The organism is Candidatus Woesearchaeota archaeon (assembly GCA_016187565.1).
GTDB lineage: Archaea > Nanobdellota > Nanobdellia > Woesearchaeales > JACPJR01 > JACPJR01.
Genome location: JACPJR010000026.1, coordinates 1 through 26,153, shown reverse-complemented (window position 1 = coordinate 26,153; position 26,153 = coordinate 1). Strand labels below are relative to the sequence as shown.

Sequence of the window (26,153 nt, the reverse complement as noted above, 5' to 3'; positions counted from 1 at the left end):
CGTTTTGGGCAGCTCCACAAGAATGAACCACAAAGCATAAATAAGACCAGGGGTTTGGTAGAGGAATGAGTAAAGCAATGAAAGAAAGGAAAAAAACTCTTCCCTGGAGTTTAGCAGAATTAACATTTCTCAAAACATTAAACACACCAGCAAAGATTCAGAACTTTTTAGATACTATTGCCTACAATCCTCTTCATGAAATACGGTCTCCACAAAAGGTTCTCGAGGAAAGAAAAGCACATTGTTGTGAGGGAGCATTGTTTGCTGCTGCGTGCCTTCACGTGCAGGGATTTCCACCATTCATTGTTGACTTACGAGCGAAGCATGATGATGATCATGTCATTGCCGTCTATAAAAAAAATAAGTATTGGGGTTCGCTAGCAAAATCCAATTTCACCACGCTCCGTTCCCGAGATCCGATTTACAAGAACATACGAGAGCTTGCTCTTTCCTATTTTGATTTTTATTTTAACAGTAAAGGAAAAAAAACACTACGAGAATATTCGTTACCGTTCAACCTCAACCGGTTCACAAACTGGCAAACAACAGCAGAAGATCTTCACTATATTAGTCAAGCTCTGGATGAGGCAAAACATTTTCCTTTTGTTCCGAAAAAAAACAAAAGACAACTTATTCCAGCCTCATCGTTGATGATCCGAGCAGGTCTTCTCGGTGCTAATCCTAAAGGACTTGATCGTTCGTGGAAAAAGTTTACTAAATAATCAGTTACGTAATATAATAGAGGACAATAGTTTTTAATATGTTTTTTCCTCAATTATATACTAGAAAACCTAACAAATAATATTAAACATTTAGGTTTTCTATTATAGTAAAGTCAATGCGTTACAACATCAAATCCTTAAAATCCTGTCGTGTCATCTCTGGCCAGGGTTTATCAGAGAAAACAATACGAGAAGACATTGAGTCCCACAAAAGTAATCCAGAAAGGGTTCGTGTCGTACCGGTAATGAGTTGTAGATCTGGCGGAATAAAAAAAGAAGTATAAAGATTCTCCTTGACTAATGCTGGTGTAATCGATTCTGGCTCAAGTTTGTTTTCTTTTATCTTTCGTGCTAAGAGTTTAAAGGCATCAACAATCTCTTGTTGGCCATCATAATTCATACAAAAATTAAGGAAATAATGATCATAATCCTTGGTTTTTTCTCCAAGCGCTTTCATGGTATCAACCACTCGTCCTGGAAGATCGTACCATTTTCCTAAAAAAGTAATTCTGATATGATTTCTGTCAATAGATTCATCTCCCTGAAGCATGGTTAAAAACACCGAGAGATGTTCAAGAAAAACAGGGAAGACTGCTGCATTATGCATCTCCTCAGAAAGTAAAAGATAGGTCATCATCGGGACTTGTTGTTGGACTTGCTCATCAATCCACTCATGAAGCAATTGAAAACTCTTCGTAAACGCAGTGGCGAGATCGTTATTTTTTTTCTTTGCCCATGCCAGGTTTCCACGAATAGTAACCGCGACATGTAGAGGTCTCTCTTTTTCAGACTTATCGAGAAGTGGTGTCGTTCGTTTAACCATTTCAGTGAACTTATCAAGTATTTCTTTATCTAACATTTTTACTCGACAGTAAAGAAACAAATAGATATTTAAAGATTTATGTTTTTTTCTCGTACATGACGTTTGCCTTATTGTCCTCAGCATGGGGAATAGCACAACCAATAATGCTCCTCATGGTAACGACAAGCAGTATTGCTCTTTTGATTGCAAGTATTGCTGATCTTAAAAGCAGAGAAGTACCTGACTGGCTAAACTATGCATTACTGATTACTGCTTTTGGTTATCGTTTATTATATGCTGTCCATACAGGATCGTGGATAGTGCTGTGGGAAGGTATTCTTGGATTTCTGATCTTCCTTGGCATTGCGTATCTTATGTTTTATACCGGGCAGTGGGGTGGAGGAGACAGTAAAATGCTGATGGCACTTGGCATGATGATTGGATTTCATTATACCTCATTGTACTCAACCGAGTACTTTTTAGGGGGGTTTTCATTAGGAGGCATTCCCCTCCTTTTCCGCTTTTTTGTCATCCTTCTCTTCAGTGGAGCAATCTGGGGCATATGCTGGAGTGCCTATCTCACGATAAAGCATAGGCAGCGGTTTAAGCAGGAATATTTTCTGTTTATTAGGAAGAAAAAAGTACGGCTGTTACAAATAGCCAGTCGTATTGTTTTCATCCTTTTTCTGCCAATGATTTTGGTGAGTAGTCTTTCTCTATCAGATAAAATCATTTTGTTTGTTTTGTTTGTGATAACGATTATCACACTTGAACTATTATTTATTCTAAAAGCAGTTGAGCGTGCATGCATGTACAAGCAGCTTGAACCAAGTAAACTGACTGAAGGAGACTGGATTGCAGAACCAGTCATTGTTGAGGGAAAAGTAATTACCGGTCCAAAGGATCTGGGGATTTCAAAAGAACAAATTCAATTGCTTCAGCAACTAAAGGCGAAAGGAAAAATAGATACGGTGCTTGTCAAAGAAGGAATCCCGTTTATCCCCAGTTTCTTGATTGGCTTTATTCTCTTTCTTCTTTCCTTTGCTTATATCTGATGATAGTGATTCTTATGCGAATATGCTGTTACGGGATTGTACCCTTACGTTAACCATTTATAAAATCGTAGGCAGAAGCGGTGTAATAGAGGGCGAGAAAACAGCAATATTTATAAGTCTGTGCAAGTATTTCTTTGTTAGGTGGGGTTTATGAAAACAAAAAATATCACACTGAAAGTAAATTCTGAACTTTACGATAAATATAGGAGATATGCAAGAAAGAAGGCTGGATTGTATCTCGTCAGTTTGAGAAGTGCATGGAAGCAGAGTTAGAGAAGAGGGGGCGAGAAAATGTCAAGTGATTTGACTTTCATAACTAATGAAGGCGGGCAGAGTCTTCTTCACAGATTTACTGCTTTAATCAAAGATACAAGATATTTTTACTGTTTGGTCGGATATTTCTATGCAAGCGGTTTTTATAGCATCTATAAATCATTAGAAAAAACTGAGAAGATTAGGGTTCTGATTGGCATTAGCGCAGACAAAGAAACATTTGAATTGATTTCAGAATCAAAAAAAGAAGTACAGCAAACCCCATTCATCCACTTCGTAGACCAAATCCTCTCCATCACCAAAGACGACGATTACTTAGACTCTCCTGATAAACAAGCCAAAGTAAAACGCTTGGAGAAAGAGATTGACCAACTAGTTTACAAATTATACGAATTAACGCCGGAAGATATTAAGATTGTTGAGGGGTTTGGAAAATGACTTCTATTCTTATGTTTCTCTTGAATAAAGGAAATCAAATGGTAGTTGTAGGTGATACACGACATACTTACCCGTATAGTACTAAAGAAGAAGCGAAGTTAGAACAATTTGGAAAACTATTGTTTTGTGCGTCTGGATACGACCGCATTATCTGGTGGATTTATCCAGAGATAAATACTCTAAAGTCCATAACTTCTTGTTCCAAGAAAATATTAAAACTTACAAAAGAAAAGAAAGAAGAATTTAGTAGAATTGGATCAAGTTTTACTGTGGGGGATATTGATAGTTGTGAGTTTATGATCATCGATTCAAAAAATATTAAATCAGTGATAATTTCTAATGGATTAACAAATAGTACAAAAAGTATTGAATTAATTGGCTCTGGGAATCCACATATCGGAGAAGTTCAGCAAATGTTAGGTAAAGTTTACGGGTTTCCATTTGGGACGCATCTTTTCAAAACAATAGTCGAGATTTATTGTTTCTTGGGAAGGGGTGATGCTTTTACAGGTCATCCGGCAGTATTCGGCTTAGAGGTTTATCTTCTTGAGAAGAATAAGCCATCTAAGAAATTTAAAGTAAGTTTCAAACCCAATATAACGGATTATGATAATTATGAGGTTAAATCAGAAAATGCTTGAGCAACTAAAAGATAAATATTACAAGTTTGAAGAGCAAATAAAAATTTACAATAGTCATAAGTCTAAACTGTCTAATGAAGAAAAATACAAATTGGTTGAACATTTTCTATCAGGATCGGATTTTTGGGGTTATTCTGAACTTGTTTCTACAATCGCTTATGATTTAGCAGAAAGCTCTGATAATTATATTGTATTATTAGAGAAGATTTATGAAAAAATTAAGAGAGACATGGCTCAAGGACCATTCTTAAGAACACTGGAAGATATTGGGAAAAACAAACCCGGCTTTGCAATGCCGCTTTATGAGAGAATAATCGCAAAATCAAGAGACAATGATTTTAAAGTAATTTCTGGATTGATGTTAGGTGGATTTTCTATAAACAATAAAGAAGCCCTATTAAACCGCTTGAAAAATAAGATTGAATATCCTCTGACAAATTCTCTGCTTAAAGCAATTCAGGTGAAATATGATTTTTCAAAGCTACCAAAAGAAATTTACTCTTTCTTAGATAAAGCATCTAACTCTCAAGAAAAGAATGTTCTTCAAGAGCTCACTAATCTCTGTTTGATATTCTATAAGAAAAACAAGACTTATTTTTACAGTAAAATTATTGAGTTAGTGAAACTAAAAGAAAAAAATATTACCTACTTAGTTTTTGATAGATTAACGTTTCAGGACATACTAAACCAAAAGCAAATTCTAGAGCTTATTGAGTATTCAAAAGATTCAGATGAGGTTGTAATAGATAAAATAGTGAAAGTGTTAAGAAAATTTCCAAAACCATACAAACAAATCTCAGATTTATTTATTTACTGGTTAAATAGAGACTTAGAGTTTAAACTAAGGCATTTTGATTGGGTATTAGAAGAACTTGTAAAGAAGAATAAGCTGTTTATTAAATATTTCTTAGAGAATTATAAAAAGATTCAAACCGAGAAGTCAAAATTATATATTATTACCCTACCTCACCTATTCAAAACCATATCAAAACACCATACTGCTTATGCTTTAGGACAAGTGCTAAAGTTTGATCTGTCTGATAAAGAAGAAGAATACCTCTTTTTTGAGTTAAACAGAGTAATCATTGGCAATATATATCAAGACATAAATAAAAAAGATATTGTCATAAAGCAAATTGATAATTTAATTAAGAGAACAAAAGAAAGAGGTTTCATTGATTATAACCGAGATAAATATCAAGAAAAGAAAGAAAAATCAGTATTGACTAAAGATGATTATGATTTTCTAATAGATATTGCAGGAGAACTTCTTAATCAATTGAGGAATAGAAAAGAGGACTACGACTTTACCAAGATTGAAAACAATCTTAAGAAATATCCAAACCTATACCTATATGCAGAAGATGTTATTAAAGACTCTAAAAAAAATAAACAATTCACACCATTATTATGGTTAGGAGAAAATGAACAACCTAATTTAGATGATATTGATATTTCAGATAAAGATTCTGAATTAAATAGAGCAGTTAAATTGGATTTTGCGAAAAGTAGATTCTGGCCTCAAGCCTACCTCGGTGAGTTAAACCAGGATATTTCTACTATTGAACAAGAGAAAAATGATAAATATAAGAAAAAAGAGCATCTCATAAAAAATATTAAGCAAAATTTCGCCACTGAAAGGTATTTTTGGGATTATTTCAGTGAGTTAATTTTTATCAACAGGTTTAAAGATAAAGGCATTAAGTTAATTGAACCATTACCACCAAATAAGTCTGAAAAATATTTAGATTTAAAAGTGAACTTATTCAAGAGAGATATCTACTTTGAAATAACCAGACCTAAAATGGATAGGGAATTAAGATTAGCAAATGGTGCTGTTGCTCTAAAAAACAAAGCTTTCTCTACCATTGATAAAAAGTATAGACAGTTATTTGCTAAAAAAACATTACAAGAAATTGAAAGTGGTAAAAGAAAAGACTTATTTTTTGTAGTGATTGATAGAAGCAATTCTACCATCGATGAGCACCAGCTTATTGATTCTTTTTTAGGAAGTCTTGCTTATACATTGCAAATTGAGAAGAAGACTGGAAAAGTTATAAATAAGTATATGACTCGAAAGGAAGATAGTCTTTCCCATAAGAACAAAAATACAGACGTAATCTCAGGAGCAATTTATTTTAAACAAGAACTAATCTTTGTTGATAAAAAGCCAAAAATAATATTGAAGGGTGATATAATCCCGAATCCAAATGCAAAAAACAGATTAAAGGAAGATGAAATGAAACAATTAAAAGACATGATATTCAGATAGAGGTCAAATAAAATGCCGCAAAAAACACTCAACGGAGAAGACCTGCCCGAAGAAGACAATCTCTGGGCAGAAGGCTCTTTCATTGAATCAGTAAGTCCAGAAGAAATGAAACTAAAAGAACGCACCATTCATATGAAGCATAATGAAGAAATGAATTACAACTGCAAACAATGCAAGATTAAAACACTCAGAAAAGTACACTTTTCTGGTGTGCCAGAAATGAGCACATTTCTAAGCATATCAGCGCACAATAAAGACTGGCACGCAGAAATGTGCGATAAATGCTTTGATAAGATGATTGGGGCTGATTAAAATGACCAAAGAAAATAAAGATTTAGCCATCAGAAACAGCACCGCCGAATTTCTGATATTTACTTCACAATCAGGAGAAAAGAGCATTGAAGTTAAATTTGAGGATGAAACGGTCTGGCTGACTCAGAAGATGCTGGCTAAATTATTTGAGGTATCCATCCCTACAATTAATGAGCACCTGAAGAATATCTTCAGTTCAGGGGAATTAAGCGAGAGTTCAGTTATTAGGAAATTCCTAATAACTGCCAGCGATGGGAAGAAGTATAACACTAATTTCTATAATTTGGATGCTATAATCTCAGTAGGATATCGTATTAACTCACACCGAGCCACGCAATTTAGGCAGTGGGCAACCAAGATTTTAAGAGAATTTGCGATTAAAGGATATGTTCTTGATAGTGAGAGGCTTAAAAATGGGACTTTTTTAGGAGAGAAATATTTTGAGGATTTATTATTAGAAATTAGGGAGATTAGGGCTAGTGAAAGAAGGTTTTACCAGAAAATTACCGATATTTACGCTACCGCAGTTGATTATAACTCAGAAGATAAGCTGACCAAAGAATTTTTTGCAACAGTTCAAAACAAGATGCATTATGCCATCCATGGAAATACAGCGGCTGAGTTAATCATGCAACGAGCAAGCAAAACAAAGAGAAATATGGGATTAACTACTTGGAAACACTCCCCTCTGGGGAAAATTATTAGAAGCGATGTCAGCATAGCCAAAAATTACCTGCAAAAAGAAGAAATACAGTCACTTAATCGGATAATAACCATGTATTTGGATTATGCTGAGGATCAAGCAAAGAGGAAAATACCAATGACCATGGAAGACTGGTCCAAAAAATTGAACGCTTTTTTAAAATTCAATGATAGGGAAATATTGGAGGACTCAGGAAAAGTAACTGCTGAGATTGCCAAGCAATTTGCAGAAAATGAATTTGAGGAGTATAGGATAATTCAGGATAGGCTGTTTGAATCTGATTTTGACAAAGCCACTAAGAAATTGCTTAAACAAGGGGGAAAAGTTTAAGTAAAGTGGTTTGCGTGAGAAACCCCCAGCTTTAGCTGGATTTATTTTGGGAGTATGTCATTTTATTGCCTTGCTTTGGCTTGCCTGACAAGATCGCGGTTAACAGAAAAATAAGGCTGGAAAAAAAGAGAAAATAAGGCAACAGGGTCGGGACATACAAGACAGAGTTAGGATGCTCTGCCACGGTAAAACCAGTAACCATCACGGGAAGTAAGGGAGCAGTATGTGTGCCTATAAAAAGGCTCAACACCATAATCATAAGCAAGGTTATGCATAGCACGAGAGTTGAAAGTTTCATAGTATGCGTTTGTTTCACCTTTCGTATATATAATTATTGGCTTCTCTCTGGAGAGAGCTCTATTTTCGCCCGTTCCTTAAATTCTGCAGAGACAAGGGTTTTTTGGATTTCAGTAAAAAAGAGAATACTCGAGGAGATAAGGAGAATAGGTATCCAATCCGTAAAACCAAGAGCAACCGTGCCAAAGATATCTTGTAAAGGAGACCAATAAATGACCGTTAAGGTGAGAAGGGTTGAAATGAAAATACCACCAAGCATATAGCGATTCGAAAAAAATCGTTTTGAAAATATGCTTTCGTTTAAGCTTTTGGCATTGAGTGCATGGAAGAGTTCAAAAAAGATAATCGTGGCAAAGGTAACGGTTTGTGCCTTTGGAAGATCAACAATAGCAATCTGTAGATACCAGATGTATAAGGCAAGTGTTCCAAGGACAACTAAAGGAACAAGCTCAGTAATGCGTAACAAGATGTATTCATTCAAGATACTTTCTCGCGGATTTCGTGGCTTTTGTTTCATGATGTGAGGTGATGGTTTTTCAATGCTTAGCCCTAAGGCAGGAATATCACTGGTAACGAGATTAACAAAGAGGATCATAAGCGTCGTCAAGGGAAGGTTTACTCCTGCCATGACCGCAACAACAACAAGAATCACTTCACAAAAATTTCCTAATAAGAGAAAATAAATGAATTTCTGGATATTTGCATAGGTTGTCCTTCCTTGTTCTATGGCATTGACAATAGTTGTGAACTGATCATCTTTCAAAACCATTTCAGCAGCTTCTTTGGCAACCTCTGTACCGGTTTGACCCATAGCAATCCCTATGTCTGCTTTCTTAAGCGCAGGTGCATCATTTACTCCATCACCGGTCATTGCAACAATATGTCCTTTCTTTTGTAAGGTTGCCACAATTTTTAATTTATGCTTTGGTGTGACACGCGCATAGACCGAAACTGCATCAATGATTTGTTCGTATTCTTGCTCTTTCAGATGCTCTAATTGCATGCCGGTAAGAACAACATCGCCATGATGATAAATGCCCAACTCTTCTGCGATAGCCTTTGCGGTAAGTTCATTATCTCCAGTAATCATCACCACTTTAGTTCCTGCTGCATGACATTTGGCAATGGATTCTTTAACATCGACATGAGGTGGATCACGCATAGAAACCAAACCAACAAAGATAAGTTGCTGTTCGACGTTCGTTAAGGCAAATGATCCCTTATGCTCTTTGTATGCTAAACCTAAAACACGTAAACCCTTTTCCTCATAGAGCTTTGCCTGGTTGAGAAACTTCTTCTTTAGCTCAGGTGTTAATCGAACAATCTTGCCGTCATGCAAGGCAAATAATGCTTTTTTAATGAGAATCTCTGGAGCACCCTTTGAGTAGGCAATATGCTTTTTCTTGACTTTATGCACCACACTCATACATTTTCTTACCGGATCAAAGGGATGTTCTTTTCTCCGTGGATACTGTTGATGATAGTCCTCTTTAAGGATCCCTGCTTTTCGCGCAAGAACGATAAGCGCTCCCTCAGTTGCCTCTCCATCGACAATCCATTCCTCTTTTTCCAAACGGATATCTGCATTATTACAGAGCACACCAATTTCAATAATTTTTGAAACCGTTGCGTGTTTTGTTGGTTCGATCTGTGCATCCTCAATAAAGAAGACCCCATCAGGATTGTAACCGTTCCCAGTTACTTTTACCTCAGCATCTAAGGTATAAATGGTCTGGATAACCATCTTATTCTGGGTTAAGGTACCTGTTTTGTCAGTACAGATAACCGTACAAGTCCCCAGTGTTTCAACTGCTGGCAAACGTTTGATAATTGCCTGCTTATGGGCCATACGTTTAACACCTGCTGCAAGGGTAACCGCAACGACTGCAGGAAGACTTTCTGGTATGCCTGAGACAATAACTGCAAGAGAAAAAAGAAGCATGCTGCTCCATTCATTACCTCGCCAGATACCAAAGAGGAATACTAAAAAAGCCAGAATAATGGCTGCAAAGGACAACTCTTTCGTCAAGCGATCAAGGCGTTTTTGGAGCGGTGTCGTCTGTTCTTCAATCCCTTGCATCATACTTGAGATCTGTCCAATTTCTGTATGTTCACCGATAGCAACAACAACTGCTCGTCCATCACCATTGACAATATGAGTTCCTGCAAAAATCATATTTTTTTGCTCTGAAACAGGCTTTTTTTCCGTGTATGTCACAACCTCTTTCGTAATGGCAATACTCTCCCCGGTTAAGGGAGATTCGTCAACAGCAAGATCATTGACTTCAAGGAGACGAGCATCTGCTGGCACGATATCTCCACGATGGAGTATCAGCACATCACCCACGGTTATATCCTCGGTTATGATCTCTTGTTTCTTACCATCTCGAAGAATCATGGCTTTTTTAGGTGATAACTCCAGAAGTGCTTCCATATCACGAGAAGCTTTGTATTCTTCAAAAAAGCCAAGTAATATGGCGAAAAGAATGATAAGAGCAATGACAACAACCTCAACCATATGACCAGTTACATAAGAAAGAACACCCGCTGCAAGAAGAACCCAAATAACAAAGGCACGAAATTGTCGAAAAAAAAGTTCAACTCCTGTAGTGCGATGGTGATCTTTGAGTTTGTTCTTTCCATGTATTTTAACTCGTTCAGAAATCTCCTCGGAAACTAACCCCTTTTCGGTTGTATGCAAACGAAGAAGGATATCTTCGGGAGGTAAAAGGTACCAATCAGTATTCTCAGAACTAGTTCCTCTTTTTTCTCTCTGATGAACAGACATAGTATTATCAAGCAAATCCTTGCATATAAAGGTTTCTAAAGTTAAACCAAAAATAACAATTGGTCAGTCGCTGATTGACGAATGGACTACCTACAAAGTAAATCTTAATTTCACAGCGCCGGTAATGGCGGTGCCACGGCTGCTTTGCAGCCTACGAGTCACCCCAACTGGGGCGTCCCCCGACTCGTGCACGCCAAAGTCGGCGCTGACGAAGCGGGGGACACGCCCCCTTCGGGGTGCTTCGTAGGATTGCTCGCAAGCAATCCGTCAGCCGCCATCGGCGTGGCGTGTATGTACATTGGATGTTTCAATGAAACACTTGAATGCAGGGGTTTTATGTAAGCCCATGAGAAATAAAAGACACCGTACCCAAATTGGCTTGGTCCGATGATTGGGAGAGTAAAAGGAACGAAGTTTTTGAAGTACATTAGCGGAAAGTTTTTAAAGAACCTTTGTTTGATGATAATGATCATGCTCATAAAAAGAGGTGAATAACATTCGTATCGCATTTTTTGATGTTGAACCATGGCAGAAAGAGCTTATTCGAAAACAACTCAAGAGCCATGACGTCCAATACTTTGACAGTCCGCTGCAAAGGTCACATTGCAAGCAACTAAAAGATGTTGAGGTTGTTGCTGCCTTTGTGTATTCTTGCTTCACCAAAGAAATCCTTCAGGCATTGCCAAACCTGAAATTAATTGCAACGATGTCAACAGGTGTGGATCATATTGACCTCGCAACCTGCAAAAAAAAAGGCATTGTCGTCTGTAATGTTCCAACCTATGGTGAAAATACGGTTGCTGAACATACCTTTGCATTGATGTTGGCACTCTCTCGAAAGATCTATCCTTCAATCCAACGAACCCATGAACAGCAACGGTTTGAAACTGATGTTTCGTTACGGGGATTTGATCTCCAAGGAAAAACATTAGGGATTATCGGTGGAGGGAATATTGGCAAACATGTTGCACGAATTGGTGTTGGTTTTGCCATGCGTGTTCTTGTCTATGATCCCCATAGAGATCAAAAAATGGCAAAACAGGTAGGATTCCACTACGCCTCACTACCGAGTCTCCTCAAGAAAGCAGATATTATCACCTTACATGTACCGCTCATCAAACCGACGCATCATCTGATCAATCATACAACCATTGCGCAGATGAAAAAAGGTGTTGTTCTCATCAACACTGCTCGTGGGGGTATTATTGATACCGATGCCTTGGTCAAGGCTCTTCAGCAAGGAAAGATCGCTGCTGTTGCACTTGACGTTCTTGAAGAAGAAGGCGAGGTAAAAGAAGAATTTTCATTGCTGACCAAGCAGTTTAAGGCAACAGCAAACTTAAAGACCATTTTAGAGGATCATCTTCTCATGAAAATGAACAATGTCATCATTACCCCACATAATGCGTTTAATTCTCAGGAAGCAATCCAACGCATCCTTGAAACAACACTTGCAAACATCCAGGGCTTTAGCAAAGGAAAGATCATCAACAACGTAGCGTAAGAAACATGCAAAGATGTGCTATTTAAAAAATCTTTTTAAATAGAGGCTCATTTTCATTCACTATGTATCAAGAAAGCATTGTTTTAAGAAATCTTGCTGTATTGAAGAGATTAACGAAAAGTGATGCTTCATTAGATGAAATTGCGTCATCCGCAGGTTACAGGGCAAGACCAGTTGAACGTTCTCTAAGATTGCTAAGCCAACAAGGACTAGTTGAACAAATTGATGGTGTTTATAGATTCTGTGGTGATGCTTCTCAAGTAGGAATAGCTCTTCAGTTAATTGATCCGTGGTTGAATTCTGCAAATGAATCTTTTTATGAAATTGCAAGAGATACAGCGGCAATACTTCATGGAAAATCGTGGGCAAATGCACGTTTAGAGGGAGTTTTATTGTACGGATCGACTCTACGAAGTGATAAGCCACGTGATATTGATTTAGTCATTCTACATAGTGGATCTAAATTGATCGAGTTTACACCATCACGTTATGCAGACGAAGGAACTAAAGAAATTTATGATGTTGAGCCAGATCATCCGTCAACGAGAAGATTGGATGCTTGGTCAACTTTATCAACCCTAGGTTATAGAGGTAAAAGTGATTATGATATCAAGAATAGAGCAGTTAGGTTTGTTGGAGAAAGAATAGAATCATTAGATGCAGGTTCAGTTCCTGAAGAAAGAGTTCAATCCTTTATGAGCTCACGGGAGTGTCCTGAAGCAGATGTCGCTGCTTATCTTGATATTTATGGAGTAAGTAATGTTTTTGATGTCCATGTCTTACATACTGGATTGTTAGGTGACCAAGGTGCCGAGCAAAGAAGTAGAGCCATCGCATCATGCAATGACCCAACATTTTGGCATAGAGTTTTATCCGAGGGGAAACTTTATGATCCAAAAGTGCATGACTTCACTTTAACAATTGAAGAGAAGTATCCAGGAGCATTGCAACTTTTTGCAGCAGAATAAAATAGGTGCCGAAACTCTTTTTGGTTACATTCTCGAATTAACGTATAGTGTTTACATAAGTGAGATTTACTTTCCCAGTTATTACCTATTTCACTGAACAGAAACGCAACATTTAAAAAACAATTCGATTTTCCCCACGGGTATGGCACGAAAAAAAGTTGTTGAAGATGAAAATATCCGGACGATTAAGAAAATCCTTGAGACAGGGAACATGGTCATTGGGACAAAAGAAACCATAAAAAATATGCGTTTGGGCAGACTAGCGACGGTCTATGTCACGAGTAACTGTCCTGTGGGAGTAAACAATGATCTTGCTCACTATAAGAGCATCAGTGGTACCGAGGTTATACAGCTCGAACAACCGAATGACGAATTAGGAATTATTTGCAAAAAGCCATTTGCGATTTCTGTATTGGGCGTTCTTAAAGGTGGAAATTGACCCGAATTAAGTATGATATTAATTTAATTCAGTATATGTCATTGTTTCAAACATTGACCAACAGTAAGGTGCGTGATTGCTTTATTGATACTAATGCCTTACTGACCTTTGTTGTTGAACCCTCACAAGTTGGAAAAGCTGTTGGTAAACGAGGAATTCTTGTGAAACAAATCGAGCGGGCTTTAAATAGAAAGATTAAAATAGTAGCATACAATCCCACGCTGGTTTCTTTTGTGCGTAATATTATCTATCCATTAACGGCAAAAGAGGTACGTGTTGAAGAGGGTATCGTTGTTGTTGAAGCTGATGACAGCAAAACCCGTGGAATGTTAATCGGGCGAAACGGACAAAATCTTCGCAACTATGAATCCATTGCAAAACGATATTTTCCTGAACTCAAAGAAATAAAAGTAGCATGAAATAAAAGTATAATCAAATATAGGTTGTCTACATGGGATCAAAATCATCTGGCTTAAATGCTGCAAAAAAGCTCATGAAGCGAAGGAAGAAATTCAGAAAAAGTAAGAAATCTATCCTTCGACGAATGCTTGATCTTAAAAGAAAATCTGACCCATTAGCAGGATCTTCCCAAGCAAAGGGTATTGTTCTTGAAAAAGTCCAAATTGAGGCAAAGCAGCCTAACTCTGCAATGAGAAAATGTGCACGAGTTCAACTTACCAAGAACGGAAAACAGATCACTGCGTTTGTACCGGGAGATGGAGCAACCAAGCTTGTTGATGAACACGATGAAGTTATCGTAGAATGTATTGGTGGGAAGATGGGAAAAGCAAAAGGCGACATTCCTGGTGTACGATGGCAGATTATCAAAGTAAACGATCAATCATTAGTAGCACTTCTTGCTGGTAAGTTAGAAAAGGCAAGAAAGTAAACCCGATAAAGATAAAATGGAATCTCAAAAAGTATTTAATCGATGGTCCTGTGAGGGAATTACTGTTGCAGATAAAGGGCTCCAGCGCTACCTTAACCTTGAGGGTCCTCTTGTCCCAAGAAGCTGTGGGAGATATGCAGGGAATCGGTTTCACAAATCAAAGATTTTCATTGTTGAGCGACTCATTAACAAAATCATGGTTCCAGGTCATAAAGGAAAAAAACATTTTAAGACATCTGGGCCATCAACAGGAAAATATCACACTGCTTACGATCTTGTTGAGCAGGCATTCTTGCAGATCGAGCAAAAATTGAAGAAAAACCCTATTGACGTATTCACCAAGGCACTTGAAAATAGTGCGCAACGTGAAGAAATTGTTACCATTGAATATGGTGGTGCACGTTATCCAAAAGCTGTTGAATGTTCTCCACAGCGTCGCATCGATAAGGCTCTTCGTCACATGAGCCAGGGAGCGTTTCATCGTTCTTTTAATAGTAAGACTCCTGCTGCCTCAGCATTAGCTGATGAGATCACTGCGGCTTACCAATTAAGCCATTCGAGCAATGCTATTGCAAAAAAGCTTGAAGTAGAACGTCAGGCAGATTCGAGCAGATAAGGTAAGATTTTGCCAGGCATTTTAGAAACCTTTAAATACTCTTTCTCCTCCAAGAATGGTATGGTAAAACAAGTAAAAGAGTCAGCGGTTATGCAACGCACGGTACTTGCTCTTCTTGCATTTGGATTACTTATCCTCGTAGCATCGCTCTCTCTCAAAAACGGAACCATTCAACTGACCGGAATGGCCTTTTCTCAAAACCTCAATGCAGACCATGTTGATCTTATAGCTCGAGAGCTGTGGGCAACAACAAACATACAGCGTGTTGGTGTACCAGTAACCTTTCAATTCCAGATAGAAAACAACGGCAATGATATTCTTGATGAAACCCTCGATGTTCAATTTCAGTATGGTGATGGCTCTGTTGATGTCGTGCAAGATATCCATGGACTCAAGCCAAAAAAGGTGTACACCTTTGATACCACACACACCTACACCGAACCGGGAAATTATGTTGTTACTGCAGCAATCGTAAAACATCGGGCCTTTGAAGAGTCTTCTCGAGAGAATAATAAGGCAACCACAACCGTTGTTATCCAGTAAACACTTCTCGTCCTAGAAACAGAACCAAGAACATAATCTTTATAAACAAGTCCATGTTTCTTTTCAATAGCCCCGTGTAGCTCAACGGCAGAGCGTTCGGCTGTAGATGTCTTCACTTATCGACGAGGTATGAACCTTGGATGATCATAAGTCAGCTGATCCCGGAAGGTTGCTGGTTCGAATCCGGCCACGGGGATTTCTCTTCTTACAATTATACTAGCTCTTATAAAAGAATACGTCTACTTACCGTCACCGCGCCGAAGAGCTTCATGCTCTTCCTTGCATGTCAACCGAGCGTAACCAGTTGGGACGCTGGACGCAACAGTTATCTAAGTTAAAAGAAGTCTACCTGCTCCTTAATGCTTGTACGACTCGCGGAAATGCAATGAGAAACCACGCGGTGTAGTGCTCAGGATGAAGAACGATATCTTTTTGCAACCATGAAAAACTTGCCCATTTCCAGTCTTCAGCTTCCTCGTTATTCAACACTGGCTTTCCGTTATAATGACCAACCAAGACATGAAGAAATTCGTGCTCCTGCAATCCATTGGGAAACTTTACCTCATAGGTAAAGGAACAAAGCTCGTGGAGATCACAATCAAATCCCATTTCCTCTGGTAGTCTTCGATGAGCTGCCAAAGATATTGTTTCGTCGGGTCGCGGATGACTACAGCAGGTATTGGTCCATAACCCGCCAGAATGGTATTTCCCCAATGCACGCTGTTGCAGCATGAGTTCTTTTTTTTCATTGATTACAAAAAGAGAAAATGCCCTATGAAGCCTGCCCTCACGATGGACAGCCATTTTCTCTCCATAACCAATAACTTGGTCATGTTCATCGACTAAAATAAGGGTTTCAGTATGCATGGTATTCAGACAGCGTACAAAATGAAAAAGTTTTTAAGGATTTAGGTTTTTCCTTATCCTTGGAGCAACTGTTTTCTTTCTCGACTATAAATCTCTCCACAAAATCGCAAGCTTTTTAAATGGAAAACAATTTCAAGGGATATGGCAGGAAAGTCTTTCTTTGGTCAAACGCGGCCTTAATAAGCGTGTATTTTAACCAAAAGAGAAATCTATGCCATTTGAAGCAAAAATGCCCTGGTAGTGTAGCTCGGACCAACTAAACAATCTCAAAAATTGCTTTTTTTGGGAGAAACCTATCATGAAGCCCTGTCGCGGCTTCGACCCGGGTTCGAAAACCTTTGAATCGAAAATCCCGGCCAGGGCGTCTTTGTTTCTGAAAAAGCAAGAGAAAGGGCCGGTAGCTCAGGCTGGTAGAGCACCTGACTTTTAATCAGGTGGTCGCGAGTTCGAAACAAGGTAGGCCTAGCCTACTGCGGGAAAGTCTCGTCCGGCCCGTAATCGTGAAGGGTATCATACCATGAAAAAAACCATTACCATAAAAGAACACGTGTTGATGCCAAAACACACCAAACTTTCTGAAAAAGAAAAAAAAGAGCTTTTTGAACGGTACAATATTTCTCTTCGAGAGTTGCCCAAAATCCTGAAATCCGATGCTGCCCTTACTGATCTGAATGTCGAAACAGGTGATGTGATTAAGATTACGCGGATGAATCCTTCCACAGGGCCAACCCAGTTTTACCGAGGTGTGGTTAATGATTAATGCGAAACTCTTAGTTAAGAAATACTTTGAAGAACAGAGCTTTGTTGATTCTGATATCCGTTCCTTTAATGAATTTATCGACCATGAACTCCAAAGAATCATTAACGAAAATAGAGAAGTTGAACCAACCATCATCCCTCACAACATCGAAGAATTTAAGATTCGCTTTGATAAGATTTGGGTGACCAAGCCCGAGATTACTGAAGCAGATGGATCTAAGCGAGCAATTTATCCTATTGAAGCACGACTACGAAAGATAACCTATGCTGCTCCTATCTATATCGATATTAGTGCACACATTAATGGCGCACAGCGGGAATCCTTTACCACACAAATTGGAAGCCTTCCCATCATGTTAAAGTCAAAATACTGCCATCTTAATAAGTTAAGCAAAGAAGAGCTTATTGAAAAAGGTGAAGATCCTGATGATCTTGGTGGTTATTTTATTATTAATGGCACAGAAAAGGTGCTTATTGATGTCGAAGACCTTTCTCCGAACAAACTGCTTGTCGAAGAGAGTTCTGTTGGCCCGTCCCTGTTTGTCGGAAGATTATTCTCAGAGCGCGGTTCCTTTAAGATTCCCCATACCGTTGAAAAAATGAAGGATGGTCTTTTTTATCTTTCATTTACTCGCGTGAGAAGAATTCCTGCAATTGTCATTATCAAGGCCTTAGGTCTCTTAAAAGATGAAGAGATCATGCGCTTTATCACACCAAAAAAGAACGATGAAGTGTTCATTAACCTCTACGAATTTGTCGATATCAAATCTGAAGATGATGCCTTGGACTATATTGCAAAAAGAATAGGAATTACCCAATCAAAGGAGATCCGTGTTGAACGTATGCGTGAAATTTTGGATAAGTATCTCTTACCTCATTTGGGAATTGTGAAAGAAGATCGGCTGTTCAAAGCATATAATCTCTGCAAGCTCATCAAACAGTATATCTTAGTTAGTTCAGGAGAGCTTGATGCTGATGATAAAGACCACTACATGAATAAGCGAGTAAAGTTGAGTGGTGACCTTCTTGCTGATTTATTGCGTGTTAACTTAAAAGTACTTATTGGAGATATGCTCTATAACTTCCAACGTATCGTCAAACGAGGAAAATTCCCTTCAATTAAAGTAGTCATCCGAGACAAATTATTGACCTCGCGTATCTACAGTTCCATGGCAACCGGTGTATGGATTGGTGGAAGAAAGGGAATCAGTCAAAGAATTCAACGCTTGAATTTCCTCGAAACCTTATCGCATTTACAGCGTGTTGTTAGTCCGCTCAGCACGACACAAGAAAATTTTGAGGCTCGAGAACTTCATCCAACCCATTTGGGAAGACTGTGTCCGATTGAAACACCTGAAGGAACAAACATCGGGTTGAGAAAAAACCTCTCATTACTTGCAGAAGTAAGCGGTGACTCTGATGAAGATGAGGTCATAAAATACCTCAAAGAAATTGGTCTTAATCCTGTACACTAGGTGATCTCATGAGCGAAATCTATCTCAACGGAAAATATGTCGGCGATGTGCAAGACGCAAAGGATTTTGTTGCAAAGTTAATTGCGGAAAGAAGAAAAAACAAAGTAACCCATAACCTTAATGTCAGCTATGATCCAAACATCAATAGCATTTTTATCGAAACTTCTCATGGAAGAGTGCGAAGACCTCTCATTGTGGTGAAGGATGGTAAACCAACCTTAACTGAAAAACATTTCCAACAGCTTGAGAAGAACGAAATTAGCTGGTCTGATTTGATCGACCAAGGGATTATCGAATATCTTGATGCATTAGAAGAAGAAAATGCCTATGTTGCGTTCTTCGAGCAGGAGTTAACTGAACAGCATACCCATCTTGAGATAGATCCTCTTGCCATGGTCAGTTTGTGTACCGCACTTGTTCCTTATGGAAATTATAACCAATCTACTCGTTTAAATGCAGGATCAAAAAACCAAAAACAGGCATTAGGATTCTACGCAGCAAATTTTGCTGTACGCATGGATATGGATGTGAACCTGTTGCTCAATCCCCATAGACCGATTGTGCAATCAATCATGCATGATATTGCCGAGTACGATAAACATCCTTCTGGACAGAACGTTGTAGTCGCGATTATGAGCTATGAAGGATACAATATGGAGGACGCCATTATCCTCAACAAGGGTTCTATTGATCGTGGTCTTGGTAGATCTGTCTATTATCGCCCCTCGGTTGCAGAAGAGCTCCGTTATTCCGGAGGATTAGTTGATACTATTTGCGTTCCTGATAAAGATATTAAAGGATATAAAAGTGAAAAAGATTACCGCTTCCTTGAGGAGGATGGTATTATCACGCAAGAATCAGTGGTTAAGGAAGGTGATGTTATTATTGGAAAAACCAGTCCTCCACGATTCTTAAGCAGCTTAGAAGAATACAATCTTGCCACGAGTAGCAGAAGAGAGTCTTCGGTTGCACTGAAACATGGTGAGCAGGGTATTATTGATTTCGTTCTTGTAACTGAGAATGAAGAAGGAAATAAGCTTGTTCAGGTTCGTATTCGTGATGAACGTATTCCCGAAATAGGTGATAAGTTCACCAGCCGACACGGACAGAAAGGAGTTGTTGGATTGATTGTGCCTGAAGCAGATATGCCTTTTAGCGCATCAGGCATTACTCCAGATCTTATATTCTCTCCTCATGGAATTCCTTCTCGTATGACTATTGCACATCTTATTGAATTGTTAGCTGGGAAGGTCGGCTGTCTCTCAGGAAGGTATATCAATGGAACAACCTTCAGTTCTGAATCAGAAACTGATCTACGAAAAGAATTACTGAACATGGGATTTAAAGAAAATGGTAATGAAACCATGTACAATGGGATTACGGGAGAGCAATATAAAGCAAAAATCTTTGTCGGCAATATGTACTATCTCAAGTTAAAGCATATGGTTGCTAATAAATTACATTCACGAGCTCGAGGACCAATCCAGCTTCTCACTCGTCAACCAACCGAAGGAAGGGCAAAAGAAGGTGGCTTGCGTTTGGGAGAAATGGAAAAAGATACCTTTGTTGCACATGGTGCATCCCTTTTGCTCAAAGAACGGTTTGACTCAGATAAAACCATTGTACCGGTCTGTGAAAGTTGTGGTATTATCGCGATTCACGACGAATATAAAAACAGATCGTACTGTGCAATCTGTGGAGATAATGTCACGATAAGTAATATTGAAATCTCCTATGCATTTAAGTTACTCTTGGATGAGCTCAAGTCTTTAGGAGTATATCCACGATTAACACTGGAGAATAAATATTGATACTCTGATAATAAAAATCAACGAAAATAACAAACGTTTTGTGATGAACACCATGACAAAGAAAAAAGAAATGGAAACAGACAACAGCTTAGAGAGTAAAGAATTGTCACCAGAAGAAATAACAGAACAAGCACCGGTAAAAAAAGAAGAGAAAGACTTTGGATTAACCGATGAAGAAAGTCAGATTGTCCACAAGAGAGTGAAGAGTATTATTTTTGGTTTTATGTCTCCAAGTATGATTAAAAAGATGGCCTCTGCTAAGGTTGTAACCCCCGAGTTGTATGATAAAGAAGGATATCCTGTTGATGGTGGTTTGATGGACATCCGTCTTGGCGTTATCGATCCAGGTCTCAAATGTAAAACCTGCGGTTCAAAACTTAAAGAATGTGTTGGTCATTTTGGCTATATTGAGCTTGCACGACCAGTCATTCACGTCAAATTTGTCGGTGTTGTTCTGACACTACTCAAATGTACCTGTCGTGAATGTTCACGTGTTCTTATTCCAAGTCAGAGCATTGATAAATATACGAAACAGCTCGATGAAATTGAAAAGGAGCAGGGTCTTGAAACGCGGAGAAAGCGCATTCGGGAGATTATTGCAAACCTCAAGACCGTTAACAAATGTCCTTATTGTAAAGCGCGTCAGTACAAGATAACCTTAGAAAAACCAACGACGTTTATGGAGAATGAAAAACGTGTCTCTCCCATTGAAATACGTGCACGATTGGAAAAGATAACTGACGATGATTGTTTCCTCTTCGGATTAAATCCAAAGGCAATACGGCCTGAGTGGATGATATTGACGATTATGCCCATCCCACCAGTAACCATGAGGCCTTCCATTACCCTGGAATCAGGAGAACGCTCTGAGGATGATTTAACGCATAAGCTTGGTGATATGGTCCGTATCAACCAGCGTTTGTTTGAAAATATCAACGCAGGAGCTCCTGAAATTATCATTGAAGATCTTTGGGATCTGCTGCAATATCACATTACGACTTTTTTTGATAACAATATTGCCCAGCTTCCGCCAGCCCGTCATAGAAGCGGACAGCCATTAAAGACCATCACTGAGCGTATCAAAAGTAAAGATGGACGTATTCGCCACAATCTTGCAGGAAAACGTACTAACTTCAGCGCTAGAACCGTTATCAGCCCCGATCCCATGATTGACCTAGATGAGGTTGGTGTCCCAAAAATCATTGCCATGAAATTAACTGTTCCTGAAGTGATGAACGCTTTGAATGAGAAATATTTGCGAACGTTTTTGGAAAAGGGACCAAATCAATATCCTGGAGCTAACTATATTATTCGACCGGATGGAAAAAAGAAAAAAATTACTGAAGAAACCAAGGAACAGATCATTGAAGAGGTTAAGCCTGGTTATACCGTAGAGCGCCATCTTCTTGACGGAGATATTGCCATATTTAACCGACAACCAAGCTTGCACCGTATGTCCATGATGTGTCACCGTATTAAGGTATTGCCTGGAAGAACCCTTCGTCTCAATCCTGCAGTCTGTCATCCTTATAATGCAGATTTTGACGGCGATGAAATGAATCTCCATATCCCACAAACTGAAGAGGCACGTGCAGAGGCTGAAATTCTCATGGAAGTACAAACCCAACTGATCAGTCCACGATACGGATTGTGTGTTATTGGTTGTGTCCAGGATGCGCTCTCAGGAAATTATTTACTTACCAAAGAGTTAGCATTAACCAGAGATGAAGCCATTGATCTGCTCTTTGCTATTGGTCACTATGATTTATCTCGACTACCAAAGAAAAAAATGGTCTCCGGTACTGAAGTGTTCAGCGTGTTGTTACCAGAAGACTTTAATTATCGTGGGACAGCGAAGGATGGTACACCATTAATTATTGAAAATGGAAAGATTGTTGAAGGGTATCTAGATAAGAATAATTTAGGTGAGGAATCTGGATTACTTCTCCGTAATCTTCATAAGCAATACGGTCAGAAAGCAACCTTGGACCTTTTAGGTAAGTTCTTCCGATTAGGTATCAAAGTTCTTCTGAAGGTTGGACTTTCCTCACCCATCTCTGACACTGATCTTCCACCAACAGCCCAAGAAAAAATAGCCGAGGTTCTTGATAAAGCGTATCAAGATGTTAACGCACTCATTAAAGAATTCGAGAGTGGAAACTTAGAAGCTTTCCCGGGAAGGAGTGTACGTGAAACACTAGAGCTTCGTATTCTTGAAACGCTCAACAAAGCGAGAAACAGAACCGGACAACTTGTTGCAGAACACTCGACGCAAGGAACAGCCACCATGGTCATGGTAAAATCAGGTGCACGAGGGAATTTCTTGAATTTGGCTCAGATGGCCGCTTGTGTAGGACAACAGGCTATGCGTGGAAAACGAATTACTAAGGGATACCGTGACCGAACTCTCTCATGCTTTAAATCTAATGATTTGGGAGCAACGGCTCATGGATTTATCAGAGGAGGATTTAAATCAGGCTTAACCCCAGCTGAGTTTTTCTTTATGGGAATCACCGGACGAGACTCACTGATGGATACCGCATTGCGAACACCAAAATCCGGATATCTCTACAGGAGATTGGCTAATGCTTTACAAGACTTACGGGTAGAGTATGATTATACGGTTAGAGATGCCAGTGGAAGAATTATCCAATTCCTTTATGGTGATGATGGCATTGATGTCTCCAAATCAGAAAACGGAACATTGAATGTGCAAACGATTGTCAATCAAGTAGTCAAGCCAAAAAAATAATTAATGATTAGATAAAATAATTGTTAGGTGAGAAAATGACAACTCCTGATGTGCCCCAAGGATATCTTACAAAGATAAGTGAACTATTGCCAAAAAGTGCCAGTAAGAAGACCGAACAAGAAGTCATTGAACTTCTGAATAAAGAATACAAGGAATCTCTTGTCCATCCAGGAGAAAGTGTTGGTCTTATTGCTGCTGAATCTATTGGTGAGCCAGGTACCCAGATGACCTTAAACACCTTCCACTTTGCTGGTGTCGCAGAGATGAACGTCACTATGGGATTACCACGGATTATTGAAATCCTTGATGGCAGAAGTACTATTCAAACCCCTATGATGGAAATATTCCTCAAAAAGCCGTATAATGAAGGCAAAGATATCCGTAAGCTGGCACACTCTATTCGAGAAACAACCCTCCAGGAAGTGGTGACTGAGTTTATCATTAATGTTGCTGAAAGTAGTATTGAACTTCAGGTCAATGAAGACAAACTAAAAGAGTTAGGATTAACATCAGCTTATGTTCTCAACCGGATTACCAAAGAGGTAGGGAAACACGGTGTGAAGAAGGAAGGGGATTTGATTACGGTTAAGCTCAAGAGCAAAGACGAACGATTGAATGAGGTCTACAAGCTCAAAGAGAAATTAAAAGATATATATCTCTCAGGAGTAAAAGGGATTAGACAAGTATTGCCAGTCAAGCGAGGAGAAGAATATCTGATTATTACCGCTGGTTCTAACTTTAAGGAAGTCTTGACGCTTCCCGAGGTAGACACCACACGAACAACAACGAATAACATCTATGAAATTGAGGATGTGTTGGGAGTTGAGTCTGCTCGTCAAGCTATTGTTGAAGAGGTGTTTAAGGTTATTGAAAGTCAGGGATTAAATGTCGACCGACGACACATTTTACTTGTTGCAGATACCATGTGTACCAGCGGACGTGTCAAAGGAATTACTCGGTATGGTGTTGTTAGTGAAAAATCAAGTGTCCTTGCACGAGCATCCTTCGAGACGCCGATCAAGCATATTGTTGAAGCTGCCATGGTGGGAGAACAAGATCACTTAACCAGTGTTGTGGAAAATGTCATGCTCAATCAGCCAGTTCCTGTTGGTACTGGATTGCCAGGCTTAGTCACTAAAGTTGTCAAGGCACAGCATGAATGAAACGAGCTTCCTTTCAACACTACAGACCGGGAATCAAGCATTCTGGGGCTTTTTTGATTGGTGGGGCATACTGATTTTGTTTGCCGGCATTGTGCTTCTCTTGTATTTTTTCCGTGGGTTTTATCTGACCCGGTCCTTGTTTCTTGACCTTCTTGATTTTGGCTTTGGATGGGTAACCTATGCGTTTTATCTTCTTGGATTGCAGGAGCATCCAACAGCCTTTCTCGTCTTCCATACCATGAATATCCTTGTGGCTGTCTATATCTGGTATAGTTCACGTACACGCCTCCATTGGATTGCTCAGATACTCGTTTTTCTCAAAGGAGTCTATATTTCTCCTAATCCCTGGTTTCCAACAAATGTATTTCCCCTCGTAACCTTTTTCGGGTTTACCTGGAACACTGCACGAAAGGAAAAGAAAAAAGAAAAGGAAGCAAAGAAAAGACTTCGGGAAATTGAACAGGAAAAAGGAAAAGATAGCGATCTCGAAGAGACCGAAGTAGGAATGGAAAAGGAAGCGAAAAAAGAAGCATTTGGAAAAGCAGCGCAACAACGAGTGATCCTTGAACAACAGATCAACTATAGAGAGACAGCCGAAGAGGTAAAAGAGCTTCTTAGAGAAGCAGAGGAAAAACTCAATAGAATAGGAACTGCACCTGAGGCAGAATCCTTAATGTATGAACAACTGAGCACTACCTTTGCAGAGGCAGAGGAACGTGCACCTCATGACCCAGCGTACGCAATCCAGATACTTCTTGCTCTTCAAAATGAACTTAATGAACTCATCGAACGGCTTGACAAACTGCTCGAAGATGAGGAGCAACAAAAGGAGTAATAGGTGAATAAAAATGCCAATAGATATAACCTCTTCAGAAAAGAAACAGAAATGCTTGTAGATGGGCTATACTAAGGTCTAGATTTTGGTAGAAAGGGACAGTATGACAGAGCAATTGAAACCAAAGGTTTATATACAAACGACACTCTTTTGTCTATCTTGGTGAAGAAAGTGGGACCAGTACCTGAACGAACACCAAGTGGCATTCCAGGGTTCGACAAATTTGTTGAAGGGGGCTTTGTTAAACAGTCGGTTAATCTTATTGCTGGTGGACCAGGATCAGGGAAAACGATTTTTCTCGAGCAATTCATGTATAATGGCGTTGTCCAGTATAAAGAGAAGGGTCTCTTTGTATCCTTTGAAGAAGATGTGCAACATCTCAAGAATGATGCCTCTCGTTTTGGATGGGACTTTAATGCATTAGAGGCAAAGGGCATGTGCATTTTTGTATATTCAGGACCATACACCATTGCTGATATCCAATCACAATTTGTCATGCTTCTTGAAAAGACAAAAGCCCAACGGGTATGCATTGATTCACTCTCGGTGTTTACCATGAGCATCAAGGATGAGTACATGACGAGAAAACAATTATTCTCCTTAATCAATCTGTTAAAGAAATTTAACTGTACGGTACTTATCAGTTCAGAGGTTGTTGGTGAACCTCCCTTGGACATGTCTAGTGGTGGTGGAGCAGGAAGATACAGCAGAGATGGCGTTGAGGAGTTTGTTGCTGACTCGGTTATTTCTTTACATAGTATGGGATTGGGCGGCGAGGCTGATCGTGCATTGCGCATTGTCAAGATGCGGCAAACAAACCATGAACGTGGTCCTATTCCCATGAAGATCTCTGAAAAGGGCATTGTGGTTAGTGCAAACCAGTAGCCACGTCACGAAGT

The 26,153-nt window shown here is 39.1% G+C and carries 24 protein-coding genes, 3 tRNA genes and 1 pseudogene; 24 read left to right on the top strand and 4 right to left on the bottom strand.

All coding sequences use genetic code 11. The features are described 5' to 3' along the window. The first annotated feature begins 65 nt into the window (after nt 1-65). The gene (locus HYW21_06810) at nt 66-722 is read left to right on the top strand and encodes a hypothetical protein (protein MBI2549031.1); all 657 of its coding nucleotides are present in this window, start codon (nt 66-68) and stop codon (nt 720-722) included. A 121-nt stretch (nt 723-843) separates the two neighbouring features. Here HYW21_06810 and uppS read toward each other — a convergent pair whose 3' ends face one another. Continuing rightward, nucleotides 844-1,581, bottom strand: a complete 738-nt coding sequence (gene uppS / locus HYW21_06805; protein ID MBI2549030.1) for a di-trans,poly-cis-decaprenylcistransferase — start codon at nt 1,579-1,581, stop codon at nt 844-846. Between the two features lie 59 nt (nt 1,582-1,640). Between uppS and HYW21_06800 the strand changes: the two genes are divergently transcribed. From HYW21_06800 to HYW21_06775, 6 genes and pseudogenes are all read left to right on the top strand, one after another. Beyond that, complete coding sequence (locus HYW21_06800; GenBank protein ID MBI2549029.1) at nt 1,641-2,579, top strand: prepilin peptidase; 939 nt, start codon at nt 1,641-1,643, stop codon at nt 2,577-2,579. Nucleotides 2,580-2,870: 291 nt separating this feature from the next. Beyond that, nucleotides 2,871-3,083: pseudogene (locus HYW21_06795) on the top strand (hypothetical protein). Nucleotides 3,084-3,286: 203 nt separating this feature from the next. After that, the gene (locus tag HYW21_06790) at nt 3,287-3,931 is read left to right on the top strand and encodes a hypothetical protein (protein MBI2549028.1); all 645 of its coding nucleotides are present in this window, start codon (nt 3,287-3,289) and stop codon (nt 3,929-3,931) included. Further along, nucleotides 3,924-6,203, top strand: coding sequence for a hypothetical protein (locus HYW21_06785; protein ID MBI2549027.1), 2,280 nt, complete (start codon nt 3,924-3,926; stop codon nt 6,201-6,203). Before HYW21_06790 ends, HYW21_06785 begins: the two co-directional genes overlap by 8 nt. A gap of 12 nt (nt 6,204-6,215) precedes the next feature. Then, entirely contained in the window at nt 6,216-6,515 is a 300-nt protein-coding gene (locus HYW21_06780) for a hypothetical protein (GenBank protein MBI2549026.1), read from the top strand. Between the two features lies 1 nt (nt 6,516). Further along, a complete protein-coding gene (locus HYW21_06775; GenBank protein MBI2549025.1) occupies nt 6,517-7,548 on the top strand; it encodes a virulence RhuM family protein in 1,032 nt (343 codons plus the stop codon). 31 nt (nt 7,549-7,579) lie between these two features. On the opposite strand, the gene HYW21_06770 is transcribed toward HYW21_06775, so the two are convergent. Both HYW21_06770 and HYW21_06765 read right to left on the bottom strand, forming a co-directional pair. Continuing rightward, nucleotides 7,580-7,846: a hypothetical protein gene (locus HYW21_06770; protein MBI2549024.1), complete on the bottom strand. Its 267-nt coding sequence runs from the start codon at nt 7,844-7,846 to the stop codon at nt 7,580-7,582. 33 nt (nt 7,847-7,879) lie between these two features. Then, nucleotides 7,880-10,633: a cation-transporting P-type ATPase gene (locus HYW21_06765; protein ID MBI2549023.1), complete on the bottom strand. Its 2,754-nt coding sequence runs from the start codon at nt 10,631-10,633 to the stop codon at nt 7,880-7,882. Nucleotides 10,634-11,120: 487 nt separating this feature from the next. On the opposite strand from HYW21_06765, the gene HYW21_06760 reads away from it, so the two are divergent. From HYW21_06760 to HYW21_06725, 8 genes are all read left to right on the top strand, one after another. Then, nucleotides 11,121-12,137, top strand: coding sequence for a hydroxyacid dehydrogenase (locus HYW21_06760; GenBank protein MBI2549022.1), 1,017 nt, complete (start codon nt 11,121-11,123; stop codon nt 12,135-12,137). 62 nt (nt 12,138-12,199) lie between these two features. Next, nucleotides 12,200-13,105 carry a hypothetical protein gene (locus tag HYW21_06755; protein MBI2549021.1) on the top strand — a complete coding sequence of 302 codons (906 nt, stop codon included), beginning with the start codon at nt 12,200-12,202 and terminating at the stop codon, nt 13,103-13,105. Nucleotides 13,106-13,247: 142 nt separating this feature from the next. Then, a complete protein-coding gene (locus tag HYW21_06750; GenBank protein MBI2549020.1) occupies nt 13,248-13,544 on the top strand; it encodes a ribosomal L7Ae/L30e/S12e/Gadd45 family protein in 297 nt (98 codons plus the stop codon). Next, nucleotides 13,541-13,963, top strand: coding sequence for a NusA-like transcription termination signal-binding factor (locus HYW21_06745; GenBank protein MBI2549019.1), 423 nt, complete (start codon nt 13,541-13,543; stop codon nt 13,961-13,963). The genes HYW21_06750 and HYW21_06745 overlap by 4 nt, the downstream gene beginning before the upstream one ends. Nucleotides 13,964-13,995: 32 nt before the next feature. Further along, the gene (locus HYW21_06740; GenBank protein MBI2549018.1) at nt 13,996-14,433 is read left to right on the top strand and encodes a 30S ribosomal protein S12; all 438 of its coding nucleotides are present in this window, start codon (nt 13,996-13,998) and stop codon (nt 14,431-14,433) included. 16 nt (nt 14,434-14,449) lie between these two features. Beyond that, on the top strand, nt 14,450-15,049 hold the full coding sequence (locus HYW21_06735; GenBank protein ID MBI2549017.1) for a 30S ribosomal protein S7: 600 nt from the start codon (nt 14,450-14,452) through the stop codon (nt 15,047-15,049). Nucleotides 15,050-15,109: 60 nt separating this feature from the next. Further along, a complete protein-coding gene (locus HYW21_06730) occupies nt 15,110-15,592 on the top strand; it encodes a hypothetical protein (GenBank protein MBI2549016.1) in 483 nt (160 codons plus the stop codon). A gap of 70 nt (nt 15,593-15,662) precedes the next feature. Next, nucleotides 15,663-15,788 (top strand) — tRNA-Tyr (locus HYW21_06725). A 149-nt stretch (nt 15,789-15,937) separates the two neighbouring features. On the opposite strand, the gene idi is transcribed toward HYW21_06725, so the two are convergent. Further along, nucleotides 15,938-16,459, bottom strand: a complete 522-nt coding sequence (gene idi / locus HYW21_06720; GenBank protein ID MBI2549015.1) for an isopentenyl-diphosphate Delta-isomerase — start codon at nt 16,457-16,459, stop codon at nt 15,938-15,940. A 231-nt stretch (nt 16,460-16,690) separates the two neighbouring features. Between idi and HYW21_06715 the strand changes: the two genes are divergently transcribed. From HYW21_06715 to HYW21_06675, 9 genes are all read left to right on the top strand, one after another. Beyond that, nucleotides 16,691-16,823: transfer RNA gene (locus tag HYW21_06715), tRNA-Asp, on the top strand. 27 nt (nt 16,824-16,850) lie between these two features. Then, nucleotides 16,851-16,954: transfer RNA gene (locus HYW21_06710), tRNA-Lys, on the top strand. Between the two features lie 22 nt (nt 16,955-16,976). Further along, complete coding sequence (locus HYW21_06705) at nt 16,977-17,219, top strand: DNA-directed RNA polymerase subunit H (protein MBI2549014.1); 243 nt, start codon at nt 16,977-16,979, stop codon at nt 17,217-17,219. After that, nucleotides 17,212-18,693 (top strand): DNA-directed RNA polymerase subunit B'', encoded by a 1,482-nt coding sequence (locus HYW21_06700; GenBank protein MBI2549013.1) that lies wholly within the window; start codon nt 17,212-17,214, stop codon nt 18,691-18,693. The genes HYW21_06705 and HYW21_06700 overlap by 8 nt, the downstream gene beginning before the upstream one ends. Nucleotides 18,694-18,701: 8 nt before the next feature. Next, the gene (gene rpoB / locus HYW21_06695; protein MBI2549012.1) at nt 18,702-20,504 is read left to right on the top strand and encodes a DNA-directed RNA polymerase subunit B; all 1,803 of its coding nucleotides are present in this window, start codon (nt 18,702-18,704) and stop codon (nt 20,502-20,504) included. 70 nt (nt 20,505-20,574) lie between these two features. After that, entirely contained in the window at nt 20,575-23,256 is a 2,682-nt protein-coding gene (locus HYW21_06690) for a DNA-directed RNA polymerase subunit A' (GenBank protein MBI2549011.1), read from the top strand. Nucleotides 23,257-23,291: 35 nt separating this feature from the next. After that, on the top strand, nt 23,292-24,419 hold the full coding sequence (gene rpoA2, locus HYW21_06685) for a DNA-directed RNA polymerase subunit A'' (GenBank protein ID MBI2549010.1): 1,128 nt from the start codon (nt 23,292-23,294) through the stop codon (nt 24,417-24,419). Continuing rightward, nucleotides 24,412-25,254: a hypothetical protein gene (locus HYW21_06680; GenBank protein ID MBI2549009.1), complete on the top strand. Its 843-nt coding sequence runs from the start codon at nt 24,412-24,414 to the stop codon at nt 25,252-25,254. The genes rpoA2 and HYW21_06680 overlap by 8 nt, the downstream gene beginning before the upstream one ends. A gap of 159 nt (nt 25,255-25,413) precedes the next feature. Next, nucleotides 25,414-26,139: a hypothetical protein gene (locus HYW21_06675; protein ID MBI2549008.1), complete on the top strand. Its 726-nt coding sequence runs from the start codon at nt 25,414-25,416 to the stop codon at nt 26,137-26,139. The last annotated feature ends 14 nt before the right edge of the window (nt 26,140-26,153 follow it).

Excerpts from the sequence above, each read along its gene's own strand:
- HYW21_06810 (MBI2549031.1), top strand. The coding sequence starts at position 66 with ATGAGTAAAGCAATGAAAGAAAGGAAAAAAACTCTTCCCTGGAGTTTA.
- uppS (MBI2549030.1), bottom strand. The coding sequence starts at position 1,581 with ATGTTAGATAAAGAAATACTTGATAAGTTCACTGAAATGGTTAAACGA.
- HYW21_06800 (MBI2549029.1), top strand. The coding sequence starts at position 1,641 with ATGACGTTTGCCTTATTGTCCTCAGCATGGGGAATAGCACAACCAATA.
- HYW21_06790 (MBI2549028.1), top strand. The coding sequence starts at position 3,287 with ATGACTTCTATTCTTATGTTTCTCTTGAATAAAGGAAATCAAATGGTA.
- HYW21_06785 (MBI2549027.1), top strand. The coding sequence starts at position 3,924 with ATGCTTGAGCAACTAAAAGATAAATATTACAAGTTTGAAGAGCAAATA.
- HYW21_06780 (MBI2549026.1), top strand. The coding sequence starts at position 6,216 with ATGCCGCAAAAAACACTCAACGGAGAAGACCTGCCCGAAGAAGACAAT.
- HYW21_06775 (MBI2549025.1), top strand. The coding sequence starts at position 6,517 with ATGACCAAAGAAAATAAAGATTTAGCCATCAGAAACAGCACCGCCGAA.
- HYW21_06770 (MBI2549024.1), bottom strand. The coding sequence starts at position 7,846 with ATGAAACTTTCAACTCTCGTGCTATGCATAACCTTGCTTATGATTATG.
- HYW21_06765 (MBI2549023.1), bottom strand. The coding sequence starts at position 10,633 with ATGTCTGTTCATCAGAGAGAAAAAAGAGGAACTAGTTCTGAGAATACT.
- HYW21_06755 (MBI2549021.1), top strand. The coding sequence starts at position 12,200 with ATGTATCAAGAAAGCATTGTTTTAAGAAATCTTGCTGTATTGAAGAGA.
- HYW21_06750 (MBI2549020.1), top strand. The coding sequence starts at position 13,248 with ATGGCACGAAAAAAAGTTGTTGAAGATGAAAATATCCGGACGATTAAG.
- HYW21_06740 (MBI2549018.1), top strand. The coding sequence starts at position 13,996 with ATGGGATCAAAATCATCTGGCTTAAATGCTGCAAAAAAGCTCATGAAG.
- HYW21_06735 (MBI2549017.1), top strand. The coding sequence starts at position 14,450 with ATGGAATCTCAAAAAGTATTTAATCGATGGTCCTGTGAGGGAATTACT.
- HYW21_06730 (MBI2549016.1), top strand. The coding sequence starts at position 15,110 with ATGGTAAAACAAGTAAAAGAGTCAGCGGTTATGCAACGCACGGTACTT.
- idi (MBI2549015.1), bottom strand. The coding sequence starts at position 16,459 with ATGCATACTGAAACCCTTATTTTAGTCGATGAACATGACCAAGTTATT.
- HYW21_06705 (MBI2549014.1), top strand. The coding sequence starts at position 16,977 with ATGAAAAAAACCATTACCATAAAAGAACACGTGTTGATGCCAAAACAC.
- HYW21_06700 (MBI2549013.1), top strand. The coding sequence starts at position 17,212 with ATGATTAATGCGAAACTCTTAGTTAAGAAATACTTTGAAGAACAGAGC.
- rpoB (MBI2549012.1), top strand. The coding sequence starts at position 18,702 with ATGAGCGAAATCTATCTCAACGGAAAATATGTCGGCGATGTGCAAGAC.
- HYW21_06690 (MBI2549011.1), top strand. The coding sequence starts at position 20,575 with ATGGAAACAGACAACAGCTTAGAGAGTAAAGAATTGTCACCAGAAGAA.
- rpoA2 (MBI2549010.1), top strand. The coding sequence starts at position 23,292 with ATGACAACTCCTGATGTGCCCCAAGGATATCTTACAAAGATAAGTGAA.
- HYW21_06680 (MBI2549009.1), top strand. The coding sequence starts at position 24,412 with ATGAATGAAACGAGCTTCCTTTCAACACTACAGACCGGGAATCAAGCA.